The organism is Streptomyces sp. NPDC090741, assembly GCF_044769045.1.
GTDB lineage: Bacteria > Actinomycetota > Actinomycetes > Streptomycetales > Streptomycetaceae > Streptomyces.
Genome location: NZ_JBIVXF010000007.1, coordinates 15,918 through 39,510 on the forward strand (window position 1 = coordinate 15,918; position 23,593 = coordinate 39,510).

Consider the following 23,593-nt stretch of genomic DNA (forward strand, 5'->3'; position numbering starts at 1 on the left):
CGGGGCTACTGGAGTGGGAGCCTGACGTGACGGTGGCGGATACGCCAGACGAACGGCAGTCGGATTCCGCAGGAGTTCGGCCATTTCCCGTAGGCGACGCGCGTGGCGTCGCGACGGTCGTGCGGCGCGACGTTTCCGGATCCCGGCCGGCTTCCGTCATAGGCTGAATCCCGCCCGCGACGGACAGGAGGCCGAGATGGCCGAGATGGCCGAGACGGCCGAGACGGCCGAGACGATGGTGGCCGAGGTGATGGCCGAGCTGGCCGCGCTCGAAGACCCGAGAACACGCGCGGTGAACGAGAGACACGGTGACGATCACGGCGTGAACCTCGGCAAGCTCCGCGCCATCGCAAAACGGCTGAAAACGCAGCAGGAACTCGCGTGCCGGCTCTGGGAGACGGACGACACCGCGGCGAGACTGCTGGCGATCCTGATCTGCCGCCCGAAGGCGTTCGAGCGTGACGAGTTGGACGTCATGCTGCGTGAGGCGCGCACGCCCAAGGTGCACGACTGGCTCGTGAACTACGTGGTGAAGAAGAGCCCGCACTCCGAGGAGCTGCGGCCGGCCTGGTCCGCCGATCCGGATCCGGTGGTCGCGAGTGCCGGCTGGACGCTGACCACCGAACGTGTGGCGAAGAAGCCGGAGGGGCTCGACCTCACAGGACTGCTCGACGTCATCGAGGCCGAGATGAAGGAGGCCCCGGATCGCCTGCAATGGGCGATGAACCACTGCCTGGCACAGATCGGGATCGCACACGCAGAGCACCGCGCCCGCGCGATCGCCATCGGTGAGCGCCTGGAGGTACTCAAGGACTACCCGACTCCCCCGGGTTGTACGTCTCCGTTCGCGCCCGTCTGGATCTCCGAGATGGTGCGCCGACAACAGGACGAGACGGTGGCGTAAGCGGCAGGAGCCGGCCCTCGCGAGCGCGGGGACGGCCGAGCGGCCGGCCCCGGACTCGTTGCACGCCCACGGCTGCCCGCGGGCAACGCCAACACCCGCCCTGCGATCAGATCACGCCAACGAAGGCATATACTTAGGCCAGCCTAACCTAACGAGCTCGCGGGCCGGTGTGCTCATCGCCGGCCGGGCCCGCCGTCACGAAGGAACGAGACCGCATGAGACCCGAGTCCACCGTCCTCGCCACCCCGCGCGCCGACGTCTACAGCGAGACCGTCGAAGACTTCGGCACCGTCCGCTTCACTCCCGTGGACCCCGCGACGGACTCCGCCGTGCTGCACGCCTGGGTCGTCGAGGAGCGCGCCGAATTCTGGGGCATGAACGGCACCAGTCGAGAGCTGGTGCAAGAGATCTACGAGGACGTGGACCGCCGAGACACCCATCACGCGTACATGGTCCGGCTGGACGACGAGCCCGTGGCGCTCTTCCAGACCTACCAGCCGGAGGAGGACCGGGTCAGCGAGTGCTACGAGGCACGGGAGGGCGACATCGGCGTCCACCTCATGCTGGCGCCGATCGCCGGCCGACCCCGCCCCGGCTTCAGCCGTACCCTCATCGGCTCGCTCATCCGCTTCGCCTTCCGTGACCCGGCCGTCCTGCGCGCGGTGGGCGAGCCCGACGCGCGCAACGAGAGGGCCATCGCCCTGCTGGGCCGTATCGGCTTCGTCCGACAGGGCGAGATCACCCTGCCCGAGATCGACCTGCCTGAGATCCACCTCCCCGAGAAGCGGGCGGTGCTCGCGTTCCTCGACCGCCCCGAATGGCTCACCACGGCGCAGGACGGCCCGCTCCAGTCCCAGTAGGCCGGCAGGCCGGCAGGCCGGCAGGCCGGCAGGCCGGCAGGCCGGCAGGCCTTCACGTATCGCCGCTGCCGCCTGTTCGACCTTGACGCGACGTCACGGTCTCCACTGAGGGCACGCGATCCGGAGCGAGCGAGCGCAAAGTACACGACGTTGCCGACACCCCCGTGGCCGGCGACGTCCGAGCTGCCCGGGACGATCCCGTCCCGGCTCCGGACCGGGAGGAGCCGCAGGTGTGGCTCCACGGGGACCTTCACCCGGCCGACGTCCTTGTCTCGGCCGGCACGATCTCCGGCGTGATCGGCTTCGGTGACATGACCGCCGGAGACCCGGCGAGGGACCTCGCGGCCGCTCGGCTGCTGCGTCCGCTCTCGTCGCGCACGCCACCCACCTGCCCGCCTACCTGCCCACCCGGCGTCAGCGGCGGTCGGATCCACCGCCCTCCCGGCGCCTGCGGCGGTTTCGGCCGAGAGCCCCCGCCAAACCGATCAAACCGCCTGAGAGCGCGCCGGCCACGAGGATGCGCAGCAGGTCTTCCATCGATTTCTCCTCCTCCGGGCCAGGTTCACCGTTGCCCGGTCCGTCCTCGGCCGCCGGTTGAAGATCTCTTCTTCTCACGGCAGAGGCGTCCCCTGGGCTCGGGTGCCTGATCAACTACGAACGGAGACACTATCGACGCGCACACGGCCTGGCTTGGACAAATTTGACCTCGCCCCTCACAGGGCGAGCGCTCCCTCCGTCACACGGGCTGCGGCCATCTGGCCGGGAGTGGTCTCGGCCAGGGCGCGGAACTCGCGGTTGAGGTGCGCCTGGTCGTAGAAGCCACAGGCAGCAGTCACTTCGGTCAGATTCGCGCCCGCGCGAGTGAGCAGCCCCGCGGCCCGGTGGAAGCGCAGCACGCGGGCGGACGTTTTGGGCGTCAGGCCTATCTGTTCGGTGAACCGGCGGACCAAGTGGCCCTGGCTCCAGCCCACTTCGGCTGCGATGCGGCCGACCGGGATCGCCCCGCCGGCACGGGACAGGAGCCGCCAGGCGTGGCTCACCTCGGGCGCGGGATCCGGGCCGCGCTCGATCCGGGCCGACAACGCGATGTCCAGCAGGTCGAACCGGGCTCCCCAGTCGGTGGTGGCTGCCAGTTGGTCCGCCAGCGCTCCGGCCTCGGGTCCGAGTACGTCGCACAGCCCGACCACCGTGTTGGTCAACTCGCTCATCGGCATGGCGAACAGCCGGTAGGCGCCCAGCGGCGTCAACTCGAGCCGGATCGCCTCCTGGCCACCGGGATGGTCACACACCCGGGGTCCGTCCTCCAGACCCGCAATCAGCGAGCCGGTCACCTGGCTGTGCGGGCTCCGGCCGTCTCCCACGTCTCCCAGTCGGCGTACCTGGGTGAACGGCTCCCCCAGATTGATCACCACGACCGCTCGGCCCGTGGGGACCAACCGCACGCGGTAGGGCGCGGCCGCAGCCTCCCAGTAGCCGGCATAGCTGTGCACGAAGGGGCGCAAGTACGAAGGCCACGGGCGGGTCACCCGCCACCGAGCGCCCACCCGAGTCATCTCGACTGCCCGACCGGCCGTGCCTGTGCTTCCGCCCACCCGCATATCCCTCCCCTTCCCATGGCGACGAGTAGCTGGCCGCGGCGCCGCGCCCGGTGATCTACTGGTATCAATCCAGGGAAGGAAGATCCACAATGCCCACCAAGACGTTACAGATTCCCACCGCGGACGGCCAGGCCGACACTTTCGCCGCCTTCCCCGAGGGTGGCGGGCGGCACCCGGGAGTACTGCTGTACATGGACGCCTTCGGCGTGCGGCCCGTGCTGGAGGAGATGGCCCGCGAACTGGCCGGGCACGGGTACTACGTACTCGTCCCCAACGTCCATTACCGACACGGCCCGACACCGGTGGTCGAACTTCCCGAGCACATCACAGCAGAGATCCGGCCCACGGTCTTCGGCCGGCTGATGCCCTTGATCGAGGCACACACCACCGAACGCGCCCTGCGCGACGCCGACGCCTACATCAGGTTCCTCACCGCCCAACCCGAGGTCAGCACCGGACCGGTCGCGGCAATCGGCTACTGCATGGGCGCCGTGCTGGCGATGCGCACGGCAACGGCCCACCCCGACCAGGTGGCCGCCGTCGCCGGATTCCACCCCGCCCCCTTGGTCAAGGACGCACCCGACAGCCCGCACCGCCTCGTCGCCAAGCTCACCGCCGAAGTCCACCTCGGGCTCGCCGAGACCGACATGTCACCTGAGGCGATCAGCGAGCTGAGCCAGGCCCTGGACGCCGCGGGCGTCGGCTACACCGTCGAGATCTACCCCGGCACCGTCCACGGCTTCACGATGTCCGATACCGACGCCTTCAACCCCTCGGCACTGCAGCGCCACTGGGACCGCCTGCTCCCCCTCCTGGACCGCACGCTGAACGGCAGCTGAGGTTCCGGTCCGGGAGGGGGAGAGCTCGGACGACCTGAGGCTACGGCTGCGGGGGGCCGTCCTTGGGCTTGTCGGTTTCCAACTGCTCGTTGATCTTCTGCTGGGCCATGTCGACCTGACTCTGGTACTTGTTGCCGGTTTTCGAGTCGACTGCGTCGCCGGCCTTCTCAACCCCTTGTCGGGCTGTGTCCTCATGGCCCTTGAGCAGGCCCTTGAGCTTGTCAAGCATCGACATCACGGCCTCCTTGGAGATGCTGGCGCATCCAGCATCCCGACATCCACCGAGATCCGCATCCCGAGCGCCAAGGGCGTACCCGAGGTCCCCGCGTGCCGTTCGACACGGCCGGCATCCTCCAGGAGCCAGGGATCGTGCCTCCCGTCCTGCGGCACCCACCACACCCTGCGGCCGATCCAGCCTCGTGACTCGGCTCCTTCCGGAGCCCATCCGAACAGTTCGTACGTCTCGCGCCGGCCCTCCCCGAACAGGCCCCCGACCTCGGCGCAGGCGCCCCAGTCGTGGCCGTGTTCCGTACTGCTCGGCGTGTCGCCTCGGGCGGGGCCTTCCTCGTAGCTGGTCTCAGCTGTGCCGCAGCTCGGCCCAGGTGCGGGCATCCACCACACCGGTGGGCGGAAGGCCACGCTTGTCCTGGAAGAACTCCGTAGCGGACGTGGCGTCCGCGCCGAAGACGCCCTCGGGCTCCTCCTCGGTCATCTGCAGGCCGGTCCAGGACCCCAGCAGGCACTGGGCCTCCTTCACCGTGTTGCCGGTGCTGCCGGCCTGGACGGTGGGCGGAGGGTTCCTGTTGTCGAAACCGCAGGACAGCCCCTGGACGTCCGGCTCGTCGGCCGCCGAGGCGATGCCTGTCGTGAGAGTCGTCGCACCGGCCACGAGAGAGGCGACGAGCGCGGCCATGGCCGCTTTGCGCATGAGTAACTTCATGCACGTGACTCTAATGATCACCGTGATCTCCGCAAAAGGGATTTTCCGCCGATCCGGCGGAGCTCCAGGGGCGTGCCGCTACAGCTCTCGGAGGTCGCCTCCTGGCGGTCGCCGGCGAACAGCTGCAGCCCGCTCCCGCAGCAACCGCTTGTCCGGCTTGCCCCGGTCGGTCAGCGGAAGGGCCTCCTCCCAGAAGACGGTGGTCGGCCGGTGGGCCGGAGCCAGCGCCCCGGCGACCAGCAGGCACGCCTCGCCGGCCGCCGCACTCGTAGGTGAGTGACCCGGCGCGGGCACGAGGAAGGCGCACACCTCCTCGCCGGTGCGATCGCTGGCCCTGCCCACCACCGCGGCCTCGGCCACCGCGGGATGCCTGGTCAGCGCCGCCTCGACCGGACCGCAGTAGATGTTCACGCCGTCCACCATCACCACGTCCTTCACACGGTCGTCGAGATAGAGGTATCCGTCGGCGTCGAAGTGGCCGAGGTCCCCGGTCCTGAGCCATCCGCCCCGCGTCACCTCGGCCGTCAGGTCGGGCTGGTTCCAGTAGCCGGCCATCACCATCGCGGACCGCACCCACACCTCCCCGGTGCCTCCCCGCTCCGACTCCGCCCCGTCCTGATCGCGCACCTGTACGTCCACACCGGGCGCGGGGCGGCCGACGGACGCCAGGAGGTACGGCCGGTCGGTCACCCCCGCTTCGTGATCGGCCGCCGACAGCCTGCAGATCACGCCGGCTTCGTTCATCCCGTAGCCCTGCCGCCACCTCGGGCGCGCACCCCAGCGCGTCAGCGCCTGCCGCAGCCGCTCCGGATGGATGGGAGAGTTCCCGTACGACACCTGGACCAGACCCGGTACTCCGTCCGCGGTCGCCGGGTCGTCCAGCAGCCGGTACACCATCGAGGGCGTCAGGTACGTGGACACGGGCGCAAGGCGCCGGCAGGCGGCGGCGAACTCCCCCGTGCAGAAGGGGTCGAGGATCTCCACCCGGCCTCCCTCACGCAGGTGCTCCAGGCACCGGCCCCCCGAGCGCTGCGCGAGCGAGGTGACCGACAGGTAGACCGACTCGCGAGGCCCGCCGCCGTTGCCACCGTTGCCGCCCTTGCCGCCCGCGCGTCCCCTGCCCCGCGTATCGGTCCGGCCCGCCATCGCGGCGAACGTGGAGGCCACCCCCTTGGGCCTGCCCGTCGTACCGCCGGTGTACGTCACGCGCGCCACGTCGTCCTCACGTGCCTGCACGGGCACCGGCCGGCCTTCCCGGGTGCGGGCCAGCCTCATCAGCTCCGCAGACCCGATGCGCGGAACCCCTGTGTCCGGCACGGGGGTGTCGTTCACCACCAGAACCGGTGCGCAGTCGCGCAGCATGAAGTCCAGGCCGTGGGTGGCCGGGCCGACGACCACCTGGGTCAGCCGCGCGCCCAGCACGTGCGCGGCCAGCCGCACCAGCAGCGCCTCGGGCCGGTTGCCGTCCGTGACGCAGGCCAGACCCGCCCCGCGCCTCACCCCGAGCTCCCCGAAGACGTCGGCCAGCCGGTACGTATCGGCCAGGACCTCGGAGAACCCCATGACGACGGGCCCGGCCCCGATCGCGGGCCGCCCCGCGTTCTGCTCGAACGCACCGATCAGGTCCAGGACATACCGCGCGCCGCCCATCGCTCCACCGCCTCCACGCCCTGCCGCATCCCGATGTCGGACGTCCGATGCCGACGTCCGACGTCCGACGTCCGACGTCCGACGTCCGACGTCCCGGCCAGTGTCCCGCCCGGCCGTAGCCCTTGTCCCCGACTCGCCATACGGCGGGCGCAGCCGCGTCCGGCTCGAACCGGGTGCGCGCGGCCGTTCGGGGTGCCGGGTGGGCGAGCCGCCTGGTTTCCGGCTGTTCCGTGGGATCCGCTGGGTGCCTGGGCCGTCACGGGCGCGAAGGGAGCGGGACTTGGTGCGTGTGCTGATGGGCGTGCTCGGGGCCGCCCTCGTCTTGTCGGGCTTCTCCTCCGTCGTGAGCAACCTCGTCGTCCCGCGGCCCAGCCGGTCCCGGTTCACCCGGTTCGTGCACGACGCCGTCCGCTGGCCCTTCCAGCTCGCCGCCGACACCCGCTCCACTCCCGAAGGCAAGGACCGGACGCTGGCACCGATGGCACCGCTGACCCTGGTGACCGTACTGATCGGCTGGCTCCTGCAGTTCCTGCTCGGCTACGGCCTCCTGGAGGCCGCCGTAAGCGGTCTGCCGCTGCGCAAGGCACTGGTGGAGGCCGGTTCCTCGCTGCTCACGCTCGGGTTCGCCAGCAGCAACCGCGAGAGCCTGAACGCCATCGACTTCTGCGCGGCGGCCACCGGCCCCGTGACCATCGGCCTCCAGGTCGGGTACCTCCCCGCGCTGTACGGGGCGTACCAGAGCCGGGAGATCGAGGTGACCCTGCTGGAGGCGCGGGCCGGTGTCCCGCCCTGGGGGCCGGAGATCCTGGCCCGCTATGCGCAGGCGGAGCTGCTGGACGGGCTCGACGAGCTGTTCCGCAACTGGGAGCGGTGGAGCGCCGCGGTGAGCGAGAGCCACACCACCTACCCGATCCTCATCCAATTCCGCTCGCCGAAGCCGAACCGGAACTGGCTCGTGGCCCTGGTGGCGGTGATGGACGCCGCGGCGCTGCGGCTGGCGTTCAACCCCTCCCAGCCGCAGTACGCCGTACGGATGGCCCTGCGCGCGGGCTTCGTGTGCCTGCGCGACCTCGCCGACATCCGAGGCGTCCGCTACAACCACGACCCGCATCCGGACGACCCGCTGCTGCTCACGTACGAGGACTTCCTCCAGGGCGTGGCGCGGATGTCCTTGCAGGGGTACCGCATGGAGCGCACGCCGGAGCAGGCCTGGCCGCACTTCCGTGGCTGGCGGGTCAACTACGAGGCCATCGCCCACCGGCTGGCCCGGGACATCGACGCCGTCCCCGCTCCCTGGTCCGGCGCCCGCCGCACCGGCACGCCGGTCCGCACCCCGGTCACCCCCACCGACCGCCGGCCGCCCGCGGACAACTGACCGGCCAGAGACCCGCTAGTGCGGGGTCCAGTTGAATTTGCCGCCGCCGACCCACCGGACCTCGTCCAGGTCGTCGAGGTCGTGGATGGGGATCCCCACCTCCGCGGCGACCAGCAGCACGTCCGTCATCGACATCGCCCTGCCGACGAACTCTCCGTCGACCTCCACGATGCGAAAGGGCGGGTTGCCTGGCTGGACGCCGAGTACGGTGATCCGCGCCGGGGAGAGATGAGGTGTCGATCCTTCGGTCATGCGGAAACGGTTCCATGCCGGGGCCCGTGGCGGGCGCGGCGACACGTTCCGAGGGGAGATCGGCTTCCCGTACGGCCGCCGTGGCACCGTACGGAACCGACGCGAAGGCTCTACTCGTGCGCGGCCGGGGCCATGCGGACTGCCGCTCCCGTCAGCGTCCTCGCCGTACGGGTGGCGCTGGCGATGGCCGCGTCGGGGGCGAGTCCGCAGAGGTCGGTGAGGCTGAACAGGGCTTCCGCGCTGACGACCACGGCGAGGTCGCGCTTGAGCTGGGCGAAGGCCTCCGGATCCGCCACCCCCAGGGTGTCCTGGAGGGGAAGGAGCGCCTCGTCGATGAGGCCGAAGCGGATGCCAGGCCTCCCGGGCGCCGCCTCCGGGCGGGTGATGGTCGCGGCGATCATCGCGCGCACCGCCCCCTGCCGGGCTAGGACACCGCGCAGCAGGAACTCGCAGGCGAAGCCGACGCGTTCGACGGGGTCCCGGGTGCCCTCGACCGGTCGGAGCGCATCGGCGGGTGCGGGCCAGACGCCGGCCAGCGCCTCGCCGACCAGCGAGGGGAGGTCGGGGAAGTAGCGGTAGGCAGTGGCGTCGGAGACCAGTGCCGCTCGGGCGATCGCGGGCATGGTCACCTCGCCGCCGGTGGCGATGAGGTCGCGGGCCGCCTCGACGATCGCCGTACGCGTGCGCTTCTTCTGGTTGCTGCGCCCGGACTCCGTCTCTGCCGTCGCCATCCGTACGTCGCTCCCGTCCTCGTCCTGCGAGTTCTTACGCCTCTTGCCCTTGCCGGCTCGCTGTCACCCCTTCACCTTCAGTTTACCATCACCGGCTCTCGTTATAAGAGCCCACTTGCATAAGGAGAGCCGCCCTCCCAGTTCTGCGAGAGTGAACTCTCACGAAGGGGGCGGCAATGCCCGAGGTTTCCTGATTCCGATGTCAGCAGGTCACGGTCAGCGTGAACGCACTGTCCACCGGCGCGCCCTGCAGGTCGTAGGTCTGGATCCCCATGTCGCCGTCCACGCCGTCGCTCGTGGTGAAGTGGCGAGGCGTCCGGAAGAAGGTGGCGTTGCGCGAGCAGAACGCGATGCTGTGGTTGAACGTGAAGCCGTACTGGCCGAGCCCGTCGCGCCACACCCGAACCACATCGGACGGGGGATCGACCACGGTGGTGCCGTCCGCGTTGACATAGATGTTCTCCGACGCGGTGCCGGTCGGGCCTTGAGGCCCCCGAGGCCCTTCAGGCCCCCGAGGGCCTTCGGGTCCCTGAGCGCCGGTGGCCCCGGTCTTGCCTGCCGGACCCGCCGGGCCCGTGGGGCCGGTCGGGCCTTGGGGACCCTGCGGGCCTTCCTCGTTCCACTCGAGCGGCGTCTCGAAGGAGTGGCATTCACCGTCGAACTCGGTGAGGACTCGCACAGTCCCCGTGTACGCGTTGGCGCAAGCGCGAATGACGACGGGGTCCGCCAACGATGTCGCGGCATGAGCGGAACAGGTGGGGCCCATCAGGCCGATCAGGGCGCCGGCGAAGCAGGCGGTGGCGCGCGTTCGGGAGGTTCCCGTGGGGCGGCGGCGGTACGACGTATAGGACATGCGTTCCAACCTCGATCTCGGGTTCGATGGATACGGCAGGCCAGTATCGGCAGCCGAGGAACGAGATCTCGGGAATTGGTCCACTCGTGGGCGCCGATGAACGACCCGCCCGGGCCGCCCCCTCCGAAACGCCCGAGGCCGGACGACGATAATCATCAGGTCCAAATTCCGAATAATTGGATTCCAATTCCGGCGCCTGCCGAATTTCCGCAAAATCGCCTCAACGAGTGGCTTTCCCGAGCCGGACCGGCGTGCTGAAGCCACCCCAGATACCCGATCTGTATCCCTGGAACGTCATGTGAGGCGAGGGAAGGCTGGGGACGATGGTCGGGCGAAGGAAATTTCTCATGGCCGGTGCCATGGGAAGTGCGGTCACACTTTCTCGGGGTGTTCTGGGAACACCGGCGCGCGCTTCGGACGGTCACGGTCACGGGTCCGCAGACACCGTGGTGCCGAAAACCCCACCGCTGACGAAGTACGTCGACCCGCTGCCCACGCCGCTCACGGCCATCCCGGATCCGTCCGTCTATCCGGGCGCCGACTACTACGAGATCACGATGCGCCAGGGCTCGTGGCGCTTCCACCGGGATCTCGGGCCGGCGACCGTCTGGGGTTACTGGGCCGCGAACCCGCACGATCCCCACAAGGCCATCGGCATGGGATATCTCGGGCCGACCATCAGCGTGAACAAGGACCACCCGACGGTCGTAAAGTACCGCAACAACCTGCCGACCACCCATCTGTTCCAGTTCGTGATCGACGGCATTCGCAACGGGAACCCGCAGCTCACCCCGATCCCGCCGCCTCCCTACAAGCCCCATATGCCTTTCCCCTCGAATGTCAACGTGTGGAACGTCGTGCACCAGCACGGCGGTTTCACGGCGCCGCAGTCCGACGGCATGCCGCTGCATTCGTTCAGCCCGGACGGTATCCACGCCGAGGCGTACACCACCCTGGACCCGAAGCGGGTCAAACCCAACGAGGCGATCTGCGCCTACACCAACCACGAGAATTCGAGCATGCTGTGGTACCACGACCACGGCATGGGGATGACCAGCGTCAACGTCTATGCGGGTCTTGCCGGTCTCTACCTCATTCGTGACCCGGCGGACGAGCGGCTCGGGCTGCCGCAAGGCGAATTCGAAGTACCCCTCATCCTCCAGGACCGGACCTTCAACCCGGACGGCTCGCTCGCCTACACGATGACCCTGCAGCAGGGCGAGGACACCCCGGTCGTCAACGGAAAGGCGTATCCCTTCCTGGCCGTGGAACCGCGACGCTACCGGCTGCGCATTCTCAACGCTTCGAACGAGCGTTTCTGGCGGCTGAACTTCACCGTTCCCACGGACGTGCGGCCTCAGCCCACCCTGCCGTTCTGGCTGATCGGCACCGACGGCGGCTTCCGCGCCCCACTACAGATGCTGAATTTCCTGATCGGGCCGGCTGAGCGGTACGACCTGATCGTCGACTTCAGCAAGGTGCCCATGGGTACGGACGTCACGTTGACGAACTACAACGCGCCGGTCCACTTCCCGGGTGGCGACGGACCGGAAATCTCGGGGATCATGCGATTCAAGGTCACCAAGCCCCTGTCCGGAGGCAGGGACCAGACGACCCCGCCCAGGGAGCTCGAACTGCCGGCGGTCGAACCCATCAGACCGAAACCGCACACCCGCCGGCGGGAATGGGTGCTGTACCAGCACCAGCTCTTCGGCACGATGACGTTCAACGCGGTGCCGTTCATGGAACCGTCGGAGGACTTCATCAAGGCGGGCTCGACCGAGATCTGGGAGTACATCAATCCCAACCACGACGCCCACCCCATGCATGTCCACCTCGTCAACTTCCAGGTGCTGAACAGGCAGCCGATCGACGCAGCCGGATACCAGGAGCAGTACGAGAAGTGGATTTACGGTGGCCGCAAACCGGAGGACAGGCCGGTGTTGTCGAACTACTTCACCGGACCGCCGGTTCCGCCGGACCCGGACGAGGCACAGTCCAACAAGGACACGGTCAAATCCTATCCGGAGACGGTGACCAGAATCGTCATCCGAGAATTCGATCCGCCGACGGACGAGATCGCGTCGATTCCGGGAAGTGGCGCCGAATTCCCCGCGGAGTACATCCACCACTGCCACATCCTCGAACACGAGGACGACGACCTGATGCGCCCCTGGACGATCGTCCGGGACTGACCCGATGGACGGGCGGCGCCCGCCGCCGGCGCGATCTTCGTCGGCCGGGCGCCGATCAGGTCCTGCTCTTGGGGCAGTGGCGCTCCATGAAGGCGAGGAACGCCTGCGCCCGCGCCGCCATCCCCCGCGCCGTCTGCACCTCACTGGATGACAACTTCAGGGCGTCGCCGATACGTTCGGCGTTCCAGCCCATGCGGAACAGGCTGTGCACCACGGCGGGCCGCAGGGCCTGAAGCACGTCCGGCTCCTCCCCCGACACCACGGCCCGGGCCAGCTCCGTACCCTGTTCCATGCGCGCCAGCTGCAACCTCATCCGGCGCCGCTCCAGCGGCGTGGTGCCGCCCCAGATGCCGTCGCTCTCGTCCGAACGGACGGCTATGGCAAGGCACTCCTCACGGACCGGGCAGCCGGCGCACAGTTCCTTGGCGGCCGTGATCTGAGGCTCGCTCAACGGCACCCCGTACGCCGGGAAGAACAGGGCCGGGTCGGCGTTCCGGCAGGCCGGTGCGGACAGCCCGGGCAAGACCGGCGGGGCGCTCGCCTCGATTGCGCTGCGACCGCGCTGGACGACAACCGGACGTATCACAGTGAATCCCCTATCGGTTCGAACGCACCAGGGAAGCTCCCTACACAGGAAACGTCGGATATCCGGCAGGGGTTCAGAGCACTCGCTTTCATGACCGCAGGCGCCGGCTTCGCTACTGAGCGTCGACGCCCGGGGGCCGGTCCGCATCGAGCCCGGAGCAGGCTCGGGAACCGAGGGTGACGCTGCGGCGACGGACACCGCCGCCAAGGCGGCGATCGAGGCGCCGGGGGTGAGGTACGTGCTTCCGGGAGAAGAGCGCGATGTTCGTCGTCGCGGTTGCGGAGCAGTAGCGCTAGCCGGTGGGGGGTGGGGTGGGGTGGGGTGGAAATTGACATCCGCGGGGCTCGCGAATTACCTTCACCATTACTTAAGGATGTCAATCATCTACACCCTTAAGCATCTCCTCCACCCGGGCAGCACCATCAGACGAAGGGCCCACCCATGAACCCCGCCCAGCACGGAGCGGCCGTCGCCGCCGAGGCCGCCGGATTCGTCGCCACGGTCAAGGCGGCGGACCTCTCCACCCCGGTGCCGACCTGCCCCGGCTGGACCCTCGCGGACCTCACCCAGCACGTCGGCAGCGTGCACCGCTGGTTCACCGAGCTGCTCCGCCGGCGTATCCAGCAGCCGCCGACCAGCCGCGAGGTGGACCTGCGCCTGCCGCAGGACCGCGACGGCCTCCCCGGCTGGCTGGCCGCGAGCGCCGCGGAGTCCGCCGAGATCTTCGCCGCCACGGACCTGGACGCGCCGATGTGGGCCTGGGGAGTCGACCAGCACGCCCGGTTCTGGGTCCGGCGCATGCTCTTCGAGACCCTCGTCCACCGGGCCGACGCGGAACTCGCACTCGGGATCTCACCGCAAATCGACCGTGCACTGGCGGTCGACGGCATCGACGAGTTCCTCACCAACCTGCCGTTCGCGTCCCCCTTCGCGCCGCTGACCGCCCAGCTGCGCGCCCCTGACCGGACCATTCGCTTCAGCTGCACGGACGGCGAAGGTGACGGTGACGGTGACGGCGACTGGCTGGTCGGCCTGCGGCCGGACAGCTTCGCGCTCGTCGCCGACCACGCCGGGGCCCGTACGGCGGACGCCACCGTACGGGGAACGGCCGCGGACCTGCTCCTGCTCCTCTACGGCCGCATGGACCGCCAGAGTGACGCCTTCCGCCTGCTCGGCGACCAGGACCTGCTCACCCACTGGTTCACCCACTCGGCCTTCTAGCGCGACCCTCCCCGGCCAGGGCGTTCGGCGTGAGCGCGATGACCACGGCCGGTGAACTTCACTACGAGGGTGGGCCGTTACATTTGTCGTGGCCGGCCGCAGGCCGCGCACGACGGTCCCGAATCACCTGGAGGCATGGTGGGCACGGCTCTGATCGCGCTGGCCGCCGCCGGCGTCGGCGTGATCGGCACGCTCCTCGCCCCCGTCCTGTCCCAGCGCCTGACGGCCCGTGCCCAAGCGGAGCAGTTCGAGCGCCAGCAGCGGACGGACCACGCCCAGCGGCTCCACCAGCAGCGGCTCGCCGAGGAGGACCGGCGGCGCGAGTGCTACGTGGCGGCCAACGCCGCGTACCGCCGGTACCGGATCGAGCTGATGAACTACCTGTGGCTGGTGCACAAGGGAGAGGTCGCACCGGAAGGCCGGCGGGCGATGGAGGCGGCCCGGCACGCGCACCACGCCGCGTTCGCCGAGGCGCAGATGATCGCCTCCACCACGGTGATGGACGAACTGGATGTCATGACCACGGCTCTGTCCGAGCTGTACGGCATGACGATGCGGCTGGAAGAGGGTCAGCCGGTTCCGGGCGGCTCGTTCCAGGAGATACACGACGAGCTCCAGGAACTCTGGAACCGCGGCCAAGAGCTCCGCGCGGTGATGCGCACCGACCTCGGCGTCGACGAGGGCCCGATCGCCCGGCCCGCGACTCATCCCTGAGTGCGGGCCGGGTTGGTGGACCTACCGGGAGGAGCGGGTCGTCAGATCCCGAAGGGGGCCGCGTAGCGGACGGTGCCGCTCGGCAGCGGGTGGGCCCCGTCGAGCGTGAGGGCCATCATGGCCTCGTACGGGACCTCGATGCTCAGGCGGATGCCGTGAGCGCAACCGCGGGTGAAACCGAACCGCGGGCAGTGCGCCGGGTGTCCGAGGACGGTGACGCAGCGCTCGCCCATGTCCTTCGCGGCCCGCAGAGCTGCGCGGACGGCGGCGGAGCCCGCGCCGGTACGCAAGGCATCGGCGAGGTCGGCCTCGGGAGGAGTGTCGAACGCGGCGAGGTCGACGGCACGGATGGCGGTGATGTCCTCGCGAGCTCACGGCTCTCAGCGAGGCAGGGCCGACTGGGTCAGACCGTCGCCCGGGACGTCAGGGCGATCCGGGCGCTGCGCTGTGCAGTGGCCTTGTGCGCGGTCATCAGCCCCACCTCCCCTTCATCTCACATCCACGTATGCACGAACCGCTCGAATCCAAGGCAAGGCCGCTATTCCTCCTTCGCCATGTGGGCGAGGACCTGGGTGGCGCTGTCGGGTGCGAAGGCGCCCGCGATTCCCTCGGCGGCGCCTTCGGCGGCCGCCGCGGAGCGGGGCAGCAGGAGGATCTCGTACGCGCGGACGGCGTCGTCGGTCGTGGTGGTGCCGTCGATGAGGGCGCGGGCGAGGTCGGCACCGTCGAGCATGGCGAGGTTGGCGCCCATGCCGGAGAACGGCGACATGAGGTGGGCGGCGTCGCCCAGCAGGGTGAGGCCGGGGGTGTGCTGCCAGGTGTGGGGGACGGGCAGGGCGTACAGGGGCCGGTTGGTGTAGCCGGTGTCGGTATCGGTGATGAAGCCGAGCAGGCCGGAACCCCAGCCGGTGAACTCCTTGAGCAGTGCCTCGCGTACGGCGCCTTCGTCGGCCGGGTCGAGGCCGGCGTCCTGGTGCCAGTTCTCCTCGGTGCGCATGCCGACGTACACGCGTATGTGCTGGTGGCTGTTGCGCTGGGCGATGAACCCCTGGTTGTTGTCGAGGGCCATCATGGTGCCGTCGCCGGTGAGCGCGGCGAGTGCGGGGTGGCGGGTGTCGGCGTCGTCGAGGCCGGTTTCGACGAACGTGACGCCGGTGTAGACGGGCGTCGCGTCGGAGAGCTGTCGGCGGACTTTCGACCAGGCTCCGTCGGCGCCTACGACGAGGTCGGCGTCGGTGGTGGCGCCGTCGGCGAAGTGCAGGCGGTGGACGCCTGCGGTGACGGGCTCCACGTGAGTGAGCTTGTGGCTCCAGCGCACGGTGTCGGGTTCGAGTGAGTTCAGCAGGAGGCCGCGCAGCTGCCCTCGGTCGATTTCCGGGTTGCCGTCCTCGGCGTCGGCCTCGGGCGGGACTGCGTCGAGCAGGATGCGTCCGTCGCGGCCGACCAGTCGCATCTGCTGGCCTTCGGGGCGGGCCAACGCCAGGAACTCGTCCAGCAGTCCGGCTTGCCGCAGGGCGTTCTGGCCGGAATCGGCGTGCATGTCGAGGGTGCCGCCCTGGTTGCGGGCGGAGCGGGAGGCGTCCTGGTCGTAGACGGTGGCGGCTATGCCGTGCCGCTGCAGGATGCGGGCGCAGGTCAGGCCGCCGGGACCGGCGCCGATGATCGCGATCCGGGGTGGGGTGGAGGAGTTCATGGCGATGCTCCGTTGCGGAGGTGGTGTTCTGCCGGGCAGGCCGGCGCGCTGGCCGGCCGACCGTCCCAGAAAAGCACACCCGCTCAATAAGTGCAACGACTACACTTTTCGAGCCGTCCCACCCACATGGTTGCGATCCGCCTCCGACCAGGCGTTTCTCTTGATCAAGTCGCCCGTTCGGGCGAACCGCCGCTAGCATCGGAGCGGTTCGAGCCACGTGGGGGATCCATTCCAGACGGGAGTCCGACCTGATGGCCACACCACGTCGTATCGCTCGCATCCTCGCCTCCGGCGCCCTGTCCGCAGTCCTGCTGACCGGCGGGGGGCTCGCGACCGCGGCCACCTCCGCCGTCGCGGCGACGCCGGCTCCCTCGTCTACCGGGGAGATCAGCCTCACGGCCACGCCGACCGAGGTGAAGGCCGGCGAGAAGGTCACGTTCACCGGCCGCACCAAGGGCCTGCCGATCGGCACGAAGGTGGTCCTGCAGCACAAGAACGGCTCCAAGTGGACCACCCTCCACACCAACACCCTGATCAAGCAGGGCTCCAGCTTCTCCTTCGACAACACCTTCAAGAACAAGGGCAAGGAGGAGCTGCGCGTGATGGCCGGCAACTGGACCTCGCCCTCCACGACCGTCATCATCCACTGACCCGCTGACACCCGCTGACGGTCGTACCGAGGCGCCAGGCCCTCGCTCCTTCGCGCTCCCCCCCATATGGCGTAACGGTCGTTGAGCAGCACTGACCATGATCAATAGCCTGCCTCCCGACGCGTGACATCGCGTCTGTCGGAGGGAAGGCGAACGATCCCCAGTGAAGCTCCCGATGTTGAAGCGCGCGGCCTGGCCCGCCGCGGCGACCGCCCTGATGACGATGCTCGGCACCACCTCGGCCGGTGCGGCCGACACATGGCAGAAGGTGGGCGACGATGCCCGCGGCGGTGTCAGCGGCATCGCGTTCGAAGGCCGTACCGCGGACGGAGCCGGGGTGCACGCGCTGGTCGTGCACGACAACAAACTGACCGGGCAGAAGCGCCTGTCCCGGATCACGCACGGAGAGGGCTCCGACGGCATCTCCCCGATCACCTGGGACGGGCCGGAGCCTTCCGACCTGGAGGCGATCGAAGCCATCCCGCAGATGCCCGCCGAGTACCTGGCGCTGGCCAGTCGCGGCATCGTCTACCGCCTGAAGGTCGTCGGCAGCACGGCGACGGTCGTCGACTACGCGCCGCTGCCGGCCATCGGGGAGGGCGACGACTTCGAGAGCTTTGCGCTCGTGGCCCGGAACGGGAACCTCGCCGCCCTGTGGGCGGATCGTGGAGCGGGTGCCGATCGCCCTGCCACGCTGTACGCGGCGCCGCTCTCGTTCGCGTCATGGGGACAGCCGCAGTTCGGCAGCGTGACCCGTCGCGCCTACCGGGCGGTCTCTCCGAACGACGCCGCCACGCGGCACATCTCCGACATCTCGGTGACCGACTCCGGGCGGATCATCGTGAGTTCGGCAGCGGACGCGGGCGACGACGGACCGTTCGACTCGGCGGTGAGCGAGGCCGGCCGCGTGACCGTGTCGGCGACCGGCCGGGTACGGGTCACGCTCGCGGCGTCCCCTGCGGTGCTCGAGAGGTTCCCGCAGTACAAGATCGAGGGGGTGGAGTGCCTGCCGGGATCCACCGACGCCCTCCTCGGCACCGACGACGAGAACTTCGGCGGATACGTACGGACCATGCCGTTCTGCGGGGCCTGACCACCGGTCGGGGACCCGGGTGAGGGGACGCGTCCGGTTCGCCCCGGAGAGCCGGCCCGGGCGAACCGGAACGCCGTGCCACGGGTACGGGCGCGGGCACGGGCACGACTCGCCGCGCGACCGGCCTGGCGCGGGCCTACGCTGGTGATTGTTGTCTGGGCCCTCGGACGACAGGAGAGCGTGCCGTGAAGCCGACCCATCTCCGGCTGCGCCGGGCCTGCGTGGCTGCCGCCGCCGCAGGTGCGCTCATCGGACCGGCCGCCGCGGGCTCCGCGGCGTACGGGGCGGCAACCGCCCCGGCGGTATCCGCCCCCTCCCCCTCCCCCTCCCCCACCACCGACGCGGGCTTCACGCAGCTCACGCCTGCCGTCGCGGCGCGACTGGACGCGGCGGTGCGTCAGGTCATGCGCGAGACGCAGGTGCCGGGTGTGACCGTGGGGCTGTGGGCTCCCGGCAAGGGGAGCTACGTGAAGACCTTCGGCGTGGCCGACAAGGCGACGCGCGCACCCATGGCGAGCGACCTCCACGTACGCATCGGCAGTGAGACCAAGACGTTCACGGTCACCGCCCTCCTCCAGCTCGTCGACCAGAAGGAGATCGGCCTCGACGACCCCATCGGCAAGTACATCGAGGGCGTTCCGAACGGGGACCGCATCACCCTGCGCCAACTGGCCGGCATGCGCAGCGGGCTCTTCAGCTACAGCTTGGACGGGGACTTCGTCAAGAAGCTCCAGGCCGATCCGGAACAGAGCTTCACGCCCCGGCAGTTGCTCGACTACGCCTTCAAGCACCCCGTGCAGTTCCCGCCGGGCGCACAGTTCGACTACTCCAACACCAACCTGATCCTGCTCGGCCTGGTGGTGGAGAAGGTCACCGGCCGGCCGCTCCACGAGGTCATCACGGAAAGGGTCCTGGCACCGGCCGGGCTCCGTCACACGGTCTTCCCCACGAGTGCGGCCATGCCGGATCCGTACGCGCACGGCTACACCGACCAGACGGCCTCGGGCAAGATCGAGGACTCGACCCACTGGAATCCCTCCTGGGCCTGGGCCGCCGGAGCGATGATCTCCGACCTTCAGGACCTGCGCAGTTGGGCCCGTACCCTCGCCACCGGCAGGCTGCTGACGCCCGCGACCCAGGCCGAGCGGCTGAAGACCACCCCGATGAACCTTCCGGGTGACGGCTACGGGCTGGGCATCTTCAACGTCCAGGGCTGGATCGGTCACAACGGTTCGATTCCCGGGTACGAGGTCCTGCCGGTCTACCTGCCGCAGGCCCGGGCGACCATGGTCATCCTCCTCAACACGGACGACCGGTACGAGGGCCAGGAGCCCAGCACCCTCTTCGGCCAGGCGGTCACCGCCATCGTGACCCCCGATCACGTGTACCCCGGCCACAAACCCCGCGCGCCCGGAACCGGCTGACCGCACCCGTCGAACGGCCCGCCCGCGTCACGGGCGAGGGATGGCAGGCCTACCCGAGTCCCGTCTCGGACGCGTCGGCGAAGGCTCCTGAGCCGCCGACGCCCCGCCGGCCCGACACGGGTAACCCCCCGGCCAGTTCCTTCCCTTGGGTCCTTTCCTATCATCTGTTCGGTCCCGGCTGCCGACGGCGACGGCGCGTCGCCGCGAGCGGTGGGAGTGAACACGATGAAAGGCAACAGGACTTGGGATTCACCGCTAAGTATCGAATACCTCTGGTCGCTGCGTGTGCCGTGGTGGCCGCCGCGGGCGGTCTGCTGTCCCCCGCCGCCTTCGGCACCGAGGACACCGGCGCCGTGGCCTCCGCCGGCGCCGATCCGTCCGCCACACCCGAGGAAGCAGCACTGCCGGAGGGGGAGGCACCCGACGCGGCGGACGGCGACGCCGCCGTCTCCGCCGGCGACCACACCCCGTTCAGCAACGGCGTCATGAGCATCGGCGGGAGCCGCTCGGCCGTGGCCCCCCGGGCAGCCGCGGCCACTCCCCCGCAGGGCGAGGGATGGAAGCTCTCGGGGGCCACCAAGTGGCTGGCCACCGGCTACACGATCAAGTTCTACGACCAGAAGTCCGCCGACTGGCTTGCCCCGTACGTCAAGGCGACGGCGGCCGACCTCCAGCGCATCACGAACCTCCCCGTCACCGTCGACACCCACCCCGTGGGCTGGGACTACGCCCGCCCGAAGGGCGAGGTGGTCATCGGCGTGCTGCACCGGCCCTGCGTGCCGCCGGCGGGCGAGGGCAGCATGGGCAGCACCGGGTGGAAGGTGGTCCGCGACGGATCGGGAACCGCGAACCTGAGCTGCGGCTTCACCTCCTCCTCCCTCGCGGACACGGTGACCAGCGGCCACGCCTACATCGACGACGAGTTCTTCACCACGGCCGGCAAGCCCACCGCGGCCATGGGCGAGGCCATCATGCGCAACCACGTCAGCCACGAGATCGGGCACACGCTGGGCCTGACCCACGCGAACCGCAGCCTGACCAGGGGCGACTGCGTCAAGGGCACGGACTCGGGCGAGTTTCCCGTCATGTGCACGCCGACGTACGCGTACAAGGACAAGCGGGCGGGCACGTACGTCCAGCAGTTCGACGTGCAGGGGCTGCGCCTTCTCGCGGCCGGCGCCGGTGCGTCGCTCTCTCCGCAGGGCAGCGTGTCGGGGCTCGGCGGCAAGTGCCTCGACGTCAAGGGAGGCAAGGCGGACAACGGCACCCAGATCCAGCTGTACACGTGCAACGGCACCGTCGCGCAGTCCTGGATCCTCGGGAAGGACGGTACGTTCCGCGCGCTCGGAAAGTGCCTCGACAACTCCCGGAACCTGAGCACCAACGGCAACAAGATCGCGCTCTACGACTGCAACGGCACCGCAGCCCAGCGGTGGTCGGTCAACGCGAAGGGCCAGATCGTGCACACGGCCTCGGGCAAGGTCCTCGATGTCACCGGCGGCTCGACCGCCAACGGCACCGTGGTCCAGCTCTACACGGCGAACACCAACAAGCGTCAGGTCTGGGTGACCCCCAAGTAGCCCGACCGCGGGGATGAACCGGCGGGGGCGCGCGCGTCGAACGGCGTAAGCGTCCCCGCCGTACGCAAGCTCTTCTGAGCGGCCGCTTCGAGAGGGGGGAGGTTGCGCTAGGGGGAGTGCCCACCCCTTGCCACTCTTAACTTATAGCGCACAGGGGGGCTTGCGGCAAGGCCCCCTCGGTACCGCAAAATCGCTCCTCGTAGCCAGAAGCAGCGAAATTAGGAGATGCACGGGGTGCCTGTGTTGACAACGAAGACCACCAGCGCGTTCGACCTCCCCGACCACCTCTCCCCGAAGGCCGACCCGACCCTGATCGCCCGCGACGAGCAGCACTTCGCGGCCCTCGCCCACAGCCTCGAACAGGCCGTCACCGAACTGTCCGACCGCCTCGACGAGTTGCGCAAGGCGCCCGGCGGCCTGGGCCGCGAGGCGATGGAACGGGACAGCGAGATCCACCGGCTGACCTCCCGACTGCGCGCCCTGCGCCGCTTCGGACTGGACCTGTGCCTCGGGCGGATCGTCGGCGCGGACGACCCCGAGCCCGTCTACATCGGACGGCTCGGCCTCACCGACGGCGCCGGGCGCCGGCTCCTGATCGACTGGCGCTCCCCCGCCGCCGAGCCGTTCTTCGCCGCGACCCACGCCGACCCGATGGCTCTGGCGAGCCGCCGCAGGTACCGCTGGACCCGCGGCCGGATCGGCGACTACTGGGACGAGGTGTTCACCGCCGACGGGTTCGAAGGACACGCCGCGCTCGACGACCAGTCCGCCTTCATCGCCAGCCTGGGCAGCACCCGCTCGCCCCGGATGCGCGACGTCCTCGGCACCATCCAGGCCGACCAGGACGCCATCATCCGCGCGGGTTCCCGAGGCGCCCTCGTCGTCGACGGCGGTCCGGGCACGGGCAAGACCGTCGTCGCCCTGCACCGCACCGCCCACCTCCTCTACTCCGATCCCCGCCTCGGGCACCGTCGGGGCGGCGTGCTGTTCGTCGGTCCGCACCAGCCGTACCTGAACTACGTCGCCGACGTCCTGCCCAGCCTCGGCGAGGAGGGCGTACAGACCTGCACCGTACGCGGCCTCCTCCCCGAGGGAGCCGCAGCCCCGGTCGAGAGCGACCCCGACGTGGCGCTGCTCAAGTCGTCCGTGGACATGGTGAAGGCGATCGAGAAGGCCGTAAGGATCTACGAGGAGCCGCCCACCGAGGGGATGACGGTGTCCACCCCCTGGGCCGACCTGTGGCTGAGCGCCGCCGACTGGACCGAGGCGTTCGAAGAGGCGGCCGGCGTCCCGCACAACGAGGCGCGCGAACGGATCTGGGACGGGCTGCTCACGATCCTGATGGACAAGCTCGACGACGATGAGGACGAGGTGTCGCCCGACCAGCTCCGCAGGGCGCTGCTGCACGAAGAGGAGCTGGTCACGACCCTCAACCGCGCCTGGCCGCTGCTCGAAGCGGCCGACCTCGTCGGAGACCTTTGGTCGGTGCCCGCCTACCTGCGGCTGTGCGCCCCGTGGCTCGGCCGCGAGGACGTACGGAAGCTGCAGCGCGCGGACGCGCAGGCCTGGACCGTGTCCGACCTTCCGCTCCTCGACGCGGCGCGGCAGCGGCTCGGCGACCCGGAGGCGGCCCGGCGCAAGTACCGGCACGACGCGGCCGTCGCCGCCGAACGCGAGCGCATGGCCGGCGTCATCGACGACATCCTCGCGGCCGCCGACTTCAACTCGGCCGGCGACGACAGCGAGGGAGCGGTGAGGATGCTGCGCGGGCGGGACCTCCAGGACAGCCTGATCGACGAGAGCGCCCTGCCGGGCGCCGACCCGGACCGGCTCGCCGGCCCGTTCGCGCACATCGTCGTGGACGAGGCCCAGGAACTGACCGACGCGGAGTGGCAGATGCTGCTGCTGCGCTGCCCGTCCCGGAGCTTCACGATCGTAGGGGACCGGGCGCAGGCCAGGCACGGGTTCACGGAGTCGTGGCGGGAGCGGCTGGAGCGGGTCGGGCTCGACCGGATCGAGGTGGCCTCCCTGAGCATCAACTACCGTACGCCGGAAGAGGTCATGGCGCAGGCGGAGCCGGTCATCCGGGCCGTGCTGCCCGACGCCAACGTGCCGACTTCCGTCCGGGGCAGCGGTATTCCCGTCGTGCACGGATCCGTCGCGGATCTGGACTCCGTCCTCGACACGTGGCTCGCCGAAAACGCCGACGGGATCGCCTGCGTCATCGGTGATCCCTCCTTCCGGGCGACGTCCCGCGTCCGGTCGCTGACCCCGGAGCTGTCGAAGGGCCTGGAGTTCGACCTGGTCGTCCTCATCGACCCGGAGGCGTTCGGCGAGGGCGTCGAAGGAGCGGTCGACCGCTATGTCGCGATGACCCGGGCGACCCAGAGGCTCGTCGTCCTCACGAGTTCCTGAGGCCGCCGGCACCGGGGGTC

At 69.8% G+C, this 23,593-nt stretch carries 23 protein-coding genes and 1 pseudogene; 13 read left to right on the forward strand and 11 right to left on the reverse strand.

Annotated features, from left to right (window positions below):
• Nucleotides 1-205: 205 nt before the first annotated feature.
• The 3 genes and pseudogenes from ACIQU4_RS19930 to ACIQU4_RS19940 all read left to right on the forward strand — a co-directional run.
• Complete coding sequence (locus ACIQU4_RS19930) at nucleotides 206-904, forward strand: DNA alkylation repair protein (protein ID WP_403733074.1); 699 nt, start codon at nucleotides 206-208, stop codon at nucleotides 902-904.
• Between the two features lie 215 nt (nucleotides 905-1,119).
• Nucleotides 1,120-1,764 (forward strand): GNAT family N-acetyltransferase, encoded by a 645-nt coding sequence (locus tag ACIQU4_RS19935; protein ID WP_403732168.1) that lies wholly within the window; start codon nucleotides 1,120-1,122, stop codon nucleotides 1,762-1,764.
• A 164-nt stretch (nucleotides 1,765-1,928) separates the two neighbouring features.
• Nucleotides 1,929-2,129, forward strand: a pseudogene (locus ACIQU4_RS19940) (phosphotransferase); the annotation flags it as partial.
• Nucleotides 2,130-2,178: 49 nt separating this feature from the next.
• Here ACIQU4_RS19940 and ACIQU4_RS19945 read toward each other — a convergent pair.
• A complete protein-coding gene (locus ACIQU4_RS19945) occupies nucleotides 2,179-2,301 on the reverse strand; it encodes a hypothetical protein (protein ID WP_387290493.1) in 123 nt (40 codons plus the stop codon).
• A gap of 176 nt (nucleotides 2,302-2,477) precedes the next feature.
• Nucleotides 2,478-3,266 carry a helix-turn-helix domain-containing protein gene (locus ACIQU4_RS19950; RefSeq protein WP_403732171.1) on the reverse strand — a complete coding sequence of 263 codons (789 nt, stop codon included), beginning with the start codon at nucleotides 3,264-3,266 and terminating at the stop codon, nucleotides 2,478-2,480.
• A gap of 185 nt (nucleotides 3,267-3,451) precedes the next feature.
• Here ACIQU4_RS19950 and ACIQU4_RS19955 point away from each other — a divergent pair, with 185 nt between their 5' ends.
• Nucleotides 3,452-4,201 carry a dienelactone hydrolase family protein gene (locus ACIQU4_RS19955; RefSeq protein WP_403732174.1) on the forward strand — a complete coding sequence of 250 codons (750 nt, stop codon included), beginning with the start codon at nucleotides 3,452-3,454 and terminating at the stop codon, nucleotides 4,199-4,201.
• A gap of 40 nt (nucleotides 4,202-4,241) precedes the next feature.
• On the opposite strand, the gene ACIQU4_RS19960 is transcribed toward ACIQU4_RS19955, so the two are convergent.
• From ACIQU4_RS19960 to ACIQU4_RS19970, 3 genes are all read right to left on the reverse strand, one after another.
• Nucleotides 4,242-4,436 carry an antitoxin gene (locus ACIQU4_RS19960; RefSeq protein WP_403732177.1) on the reverse strand — a complete coding sequence of 65 codons (195 nt, stop codon included), beginning with the start codon at nucleotides 4,434-4,436 and terminating at the stop codon, nucleotides 4,242-4,244.
• Nucleotides 4,437-4,778: 342 nt separating this feature from the next.
• On the reverse strand, nucleotides 4,779-5,141 hold the full coding sequence (locus ACIQU4_RS19965; protein ID WP_403732180.1) for a peptidoglycan-binding protein: 363 nt from the start codon (nucleotides 5,139-5,141) through the stop codon (nucleotides 4,779-4,781).
• A gap of 78 nt (nucleotides 5,142-5,219) precedes the next feature.
• Complete coding sequence (locus ACIQU4_RS19970; protein WP_403732182.1) at nucleotides 5,220-6,791, reverse strand: AMP-binding protein; 1,572 nt, start codon at nucleotides 6,789-6,791, stop codon at nucleotides 5,220-5,222.
• Between the two features lie 283 nt (nucleotides 6,792-7,074).
• Here ACIQU4_RS19970 and ACIQU4_RS19975 point away from each other — a divergent pair, with 283 nt between their 5' ends.
• Nucleotides 7,075-8,166 (forward strand): hypothetical protein, encoded by a 1,092-nt coding sequence (locus tag ACIQU4_RS19975; protein ID WP_403733077.1) that lies wholly within the window; start codon nucleotides 7,075-7,077, stop codon nucleotides 8,164-8,166.
• A gap of 15 nt (nucleotides 8,167-8,181) precedes the next feature.
• Here the strand turns inward: ACIQU4_RS19975 and ACIQU4_RS19980 are convergent, their stop codons facing one another.
• The 3 genes from ACIQU4_RS19980 to ACIQU4_RS19990 form a co-directional block, all read right to left on the reverse strand.
• Nucleotides 8,182-8,418 (reverse strand): hypothetical protein, encoded by a 237-nt coding sequence (locus ACIQU4_RS19980; RefSeq protein ID WP_403732185.1) that lies wholly within the window; start codon nucleotides 8,416-8,418, stop codon nucleotides 8,182-8,184.
• Nucleotides 8,419-8,528: 110 nt separating this feature from the next.
• Nucleotides 8,529-9,149, reverse strand: a complete 621-nt coding sequence (locus ACIQU4_RS19985; protein ID WP_403732188.1) for a TetR/AcrR family transcriptional regulator — start codon at nucleotides 9,147-9,149, stop codon at nucleotides 8,529-8,531.
• Nucleotides 9,150-9,351: 202 nt separating this feature from the next.
• Entirely contained in the window at nucleotides 9,352-10,002 is a 651-nt protein-coding gene (locus ACIQU4_RS19990; protein ID WP_403732190.1) for a hypothetical protein, read from the reverse strand.
• A gap of 347 nt (nucleotides 10,003-10,349) precedes the next feature.
• On the opposite strand from ACIQU4_RS19990, the gene ACIQU4_RS19995 reads away from it, so the two are divergent.
• Nucleotides 10,350-12,197 carry a multicopper oxidase family protein gene (locus ACIQU4_RS19995; RefSeq protein ID WP_403732193.1) on the forward strand — a complete coding sequence of 616 codons (1,848 nt, stop codon included), beginning with the start codon at nucleotides 10,350-10,352 and terminating at the stop codon, nucleotides 12,195-12,197.
• Between the two features lie 55 nt (nucleotides 12,198-12,252).
• On the opposite strand, the gene ACIQU4_RS20000 is transcribed toward ACIQU4_RS19995, so the two are convergent.
• Nucleotides 12,253-12,783: a WhiB family transcriptional regulator gene (locus ACIQU4_RS20000; protein WP_403732195.1), complete on the reverse strand. Its 531-nt coding sequence runs from the start codon at nucleotides 12,781-12,783 to the stop codon at nucleotides 12,253-12,255.
• A gap of 441 nt (nucleotides 12,784-13,224) precedes the next feature.
• Between ACIQU4_RS20000 and ACIQU4_RS20005 the strand changes: the two genes are divergently transcribed.
• Together ACIQU4_RS20005 and ACIQU4_RS20010 are read left to right on the forward strand one after the other, a co-directional pair.
• On the forward strand, nucleotides 13,225-14,004 hold the full coding sequence (locus tag ACIQU4_RS20005) for a maleylpyruvate isomerase family mycothiol-dependent enzyme (protein ID WP_403732198.1): 780 nt from the start codon (nucleotides 13,225-13,227) through the stop codon (nucleotides 14,002-14,004).
• A gap of 135 nt (nucleotides 14,005-14,139) precedes the next feature.
• Nucleotides 14,140-14,718 carry a hypothetical protein gene (locus ACIQU4_RS20010; RefSeq protein ID WP_403732201.1) on the forward strand — a complete coding sequence of 193 codons (579 nt, stop codon included), beginning with the start codon at nucleotides 14,140-14,142 and terminating at the stop codon, nucleotides 14,716-14,718.
• A 41-nt stretch (nucleotides 14,719-14,759) separates the two neighbouring features.
• Here ACIQU4_RS20010 and ACIQU4_RS20015 read toward each other — a convergent pair whose 3' ends face one another.
• Entirely contained in the window at nucleotides 14,760-15,077 is a 318-nt protein-coding gene (locus ACIQU4_RS20015; protein WP_403733080.1) for a hypothetical protein, read from the reverse strand.
• 179 nt (nucleotides 15,078-15,256) lie between these two features.
• Nucleotides 15,257-16,411 carry an FAD-dependent oxidoreductase gene (locus ACIQU4_RS20020; protein ID WP_403732204.1) on the reverse strand — a complete coding sequence of 385 codons (1,155 nt, stop codon included), beginning with the start codon at nucleotides 16,409-16,411 and terminating at the stop codon, nucleotides 15,257-15,259.
• A 251-nt stretch (nucleotides 16,412-16,662) separates the two neighbouring features.
• On the opposite strand from ACIQU4_RS20020, the gene ACIQU4_RS20025 reads away from it, so the two are divergent.
• The 5 genes from ACIQU4_RS20025 to helR all read left to right on the forward strand — a co-directional run bounded on the left by ACIQU4_RS20025 (nucleotide 16,663) and on the right by helR (nucleotide 23,573).
• Entirely contained in the window at nucleotides 16,663-17,061 is a 399-nt protein-coding gene (locus ACIQU4_RS20025; protein ID WP_403732206.1) for a hypothetical protein, read from the forward strand.
• Nucleotides 17,062-17,236: 175 nt separating this feature from the next.
• Nucleotides 17,237-18,154 carry a hypothetical protein gene (locus ACIQU4_RS20030; RefSeq protein WP_403732209.1) on the forward strand — a complete coding sequence of 306 codons (918 nt, stop codon included), beginning with the start codon at nucleotides 17,237-17,239 and terminating at the stop codon, nucleotides 18,152-18,154.
• A 185-nt stretch (nucleotides 18,155-18,339) separates the two neighbouring features.
• Nucleotides 18,340-19,578 carry a serine hydrolase domain-containing protein gene (locus ACIQU4_RS20035; protein WP_403732212.1) on the forward strand — a complete coding sequence of 413 codons (1,239 nt, stop codon included), beginning with the start codon at nucleotides 18,340-18,342 and terminating at the stop codon, nucleotides 19,576-19,578.
• A 290-nt stretch (nucleotides 19,579-19,868) separates the two neighbouring features.
• Nucleotides 19,869-21,158, forward strand: a complete 1,290-nt coding sequence (locus ACIQU4_RS20040) for a ricin-type beta-trefoil lectin domain protein (protein ID WP_403732214.1) — start codon at nucleotides 19,869-19,871, stop codon at nucleotides 21,156-21,158.
• Nucleotides 21,159-21,401: 243 nt separating this feature from the next.
• Nucleotides 21,402-23,573, forward strand: a complete 2,172-nt coding sequence (gene helR, locus ACIQU4_RS20045; protein WP_403732217.1) for an RNA polymerase recycling motor ATPase HelR — start codon at nucleotides 21,402-21,404, stop codon at nucleotides 23,571-23,573.
• Nucleotides 23,574-23,593: the final 20 nt, after the last annotated feature.

Excerpts from the sequence above, each read along its gene's own strand:
- ACIQU4_RS19930 (WP_403733074.1), top strand. The coding sequence starts at position 206 with ATGGCCGAGACGGCCGAGACGGCCGAGACGATGGTGGCCGAGGTGATG.
- ACIQU4_RS19935 (WP_403732168.1), top strand. The coding sequence starts at position 1,120 with ATGAGACCCGAGTCCACCGTCCTCGCCACCCCGCGCGCCGACGTCTAC.
- ACIQU4_RS19945 (WP_387290493.1), bottom strand. The coding sequence starts at position 2,301 with ATGGAAGACCTGCTGCGCATCCTCGTGGCCGGCGCGCTCTCAGGCGGT.
- ACIQU4_RS19955 (WP_403732174.1), top strand. The coding sequence starts at position 3,452 with ATGCCCACCAAGACGTTACAGATTCCCACCGCGGACGGCCAGGCCGAC.
- ACIQU4_RS19960 (WP_403732177.1), bottom strand. The coding sequence starts at position 4,436 with ATGTCGATGCTTGACAAGCTCAAGGGCCTGCTCAAGGGCCATGAGGAC.
- ACIQU4_RS19965 (WP_403732180.1), bottom strand. The coding sequence starts at position 5,141 with ATGAAGTTACTCATGCGCAAAGCGGCCATGGCCGCGCTCGTCGCCTCT.
- ACIQU4_RS19970 (WP_403732182.1), bottom strand. The coding sequence starts at position 6,791 with ATGGGCGGCGCGCGGTATGTCCTGGACCTGATCGGTGCGTTCGAGCAG.
- ACIQU4_RS19980 (WP_403732185.1), bottom strand. The coding sequence starts at position 8,418 with ATGACCGAAGGATCGACACCTCATCTCTCCCCGGCGCGGATCACCGTA.
- ACIQU4_RS19985 (WP_403732188.1), bottom strand. The coding sequence starts at position 9,149 with ATGGCGACGGCAGAGACGGAGTCCGGGCGCAGCAACCAGAAGAAGCGC.
- ACIQU4_RS19990 (WP_403732190.1), bottom strand. The coding sequence starts at position 10,002 with ATGTCCTATACGTCGTACCGCCGCCGCCCCACGGGAACCTCCCGAACG.
- ACIQU4_RS19995 (WP_403732193.1), top strand. The coding sequence starts at position 10,350 with ATGGCCGGTGCCATGGGAAGTGCGGTCACACTTTCTCGGGGTGTTCTG.
- ACIQU4_RS20005 (WP_403732198.1), top strand. The coding sequence starts at position 13,225 with ATGAACCCCGCCCAGCACGGAGCGGCCGTCGCCGCCGAGGCCGCCGGA.
- ACIQU4_RS20010 (WP_403732201.1), top strand. The coding sequence starts at position 14,140 with ATGGTGGGCACGGCTCTGATCGCGCTGGCCGCCGCCGGCGTCGGCGTG.
- ACIQU4_RS20020 (WP_403732204.1), bottom strand. The coding sequence starts at position 16,411 with ATGAACTCCTCCACCCCACCCCGGATCGCGATCATCGGCGCCGGTCCC.
- ACIQU4_RS20025 (WP_403732206.1), top strand. The coding sequence starts at position 16,663 with ATGGCCACACCACGTCGTATCGCTCGCATCCTCGCCTCCGGCGCCCTG.
- ACIQU4_RS20030 (WP_403732209.1), top strand. The coding sequence starts at position 17,237 with ATGTTGAAGCGCGCGGCCTGGCCCGCCGCGGCGACCGCCCTGATGACG.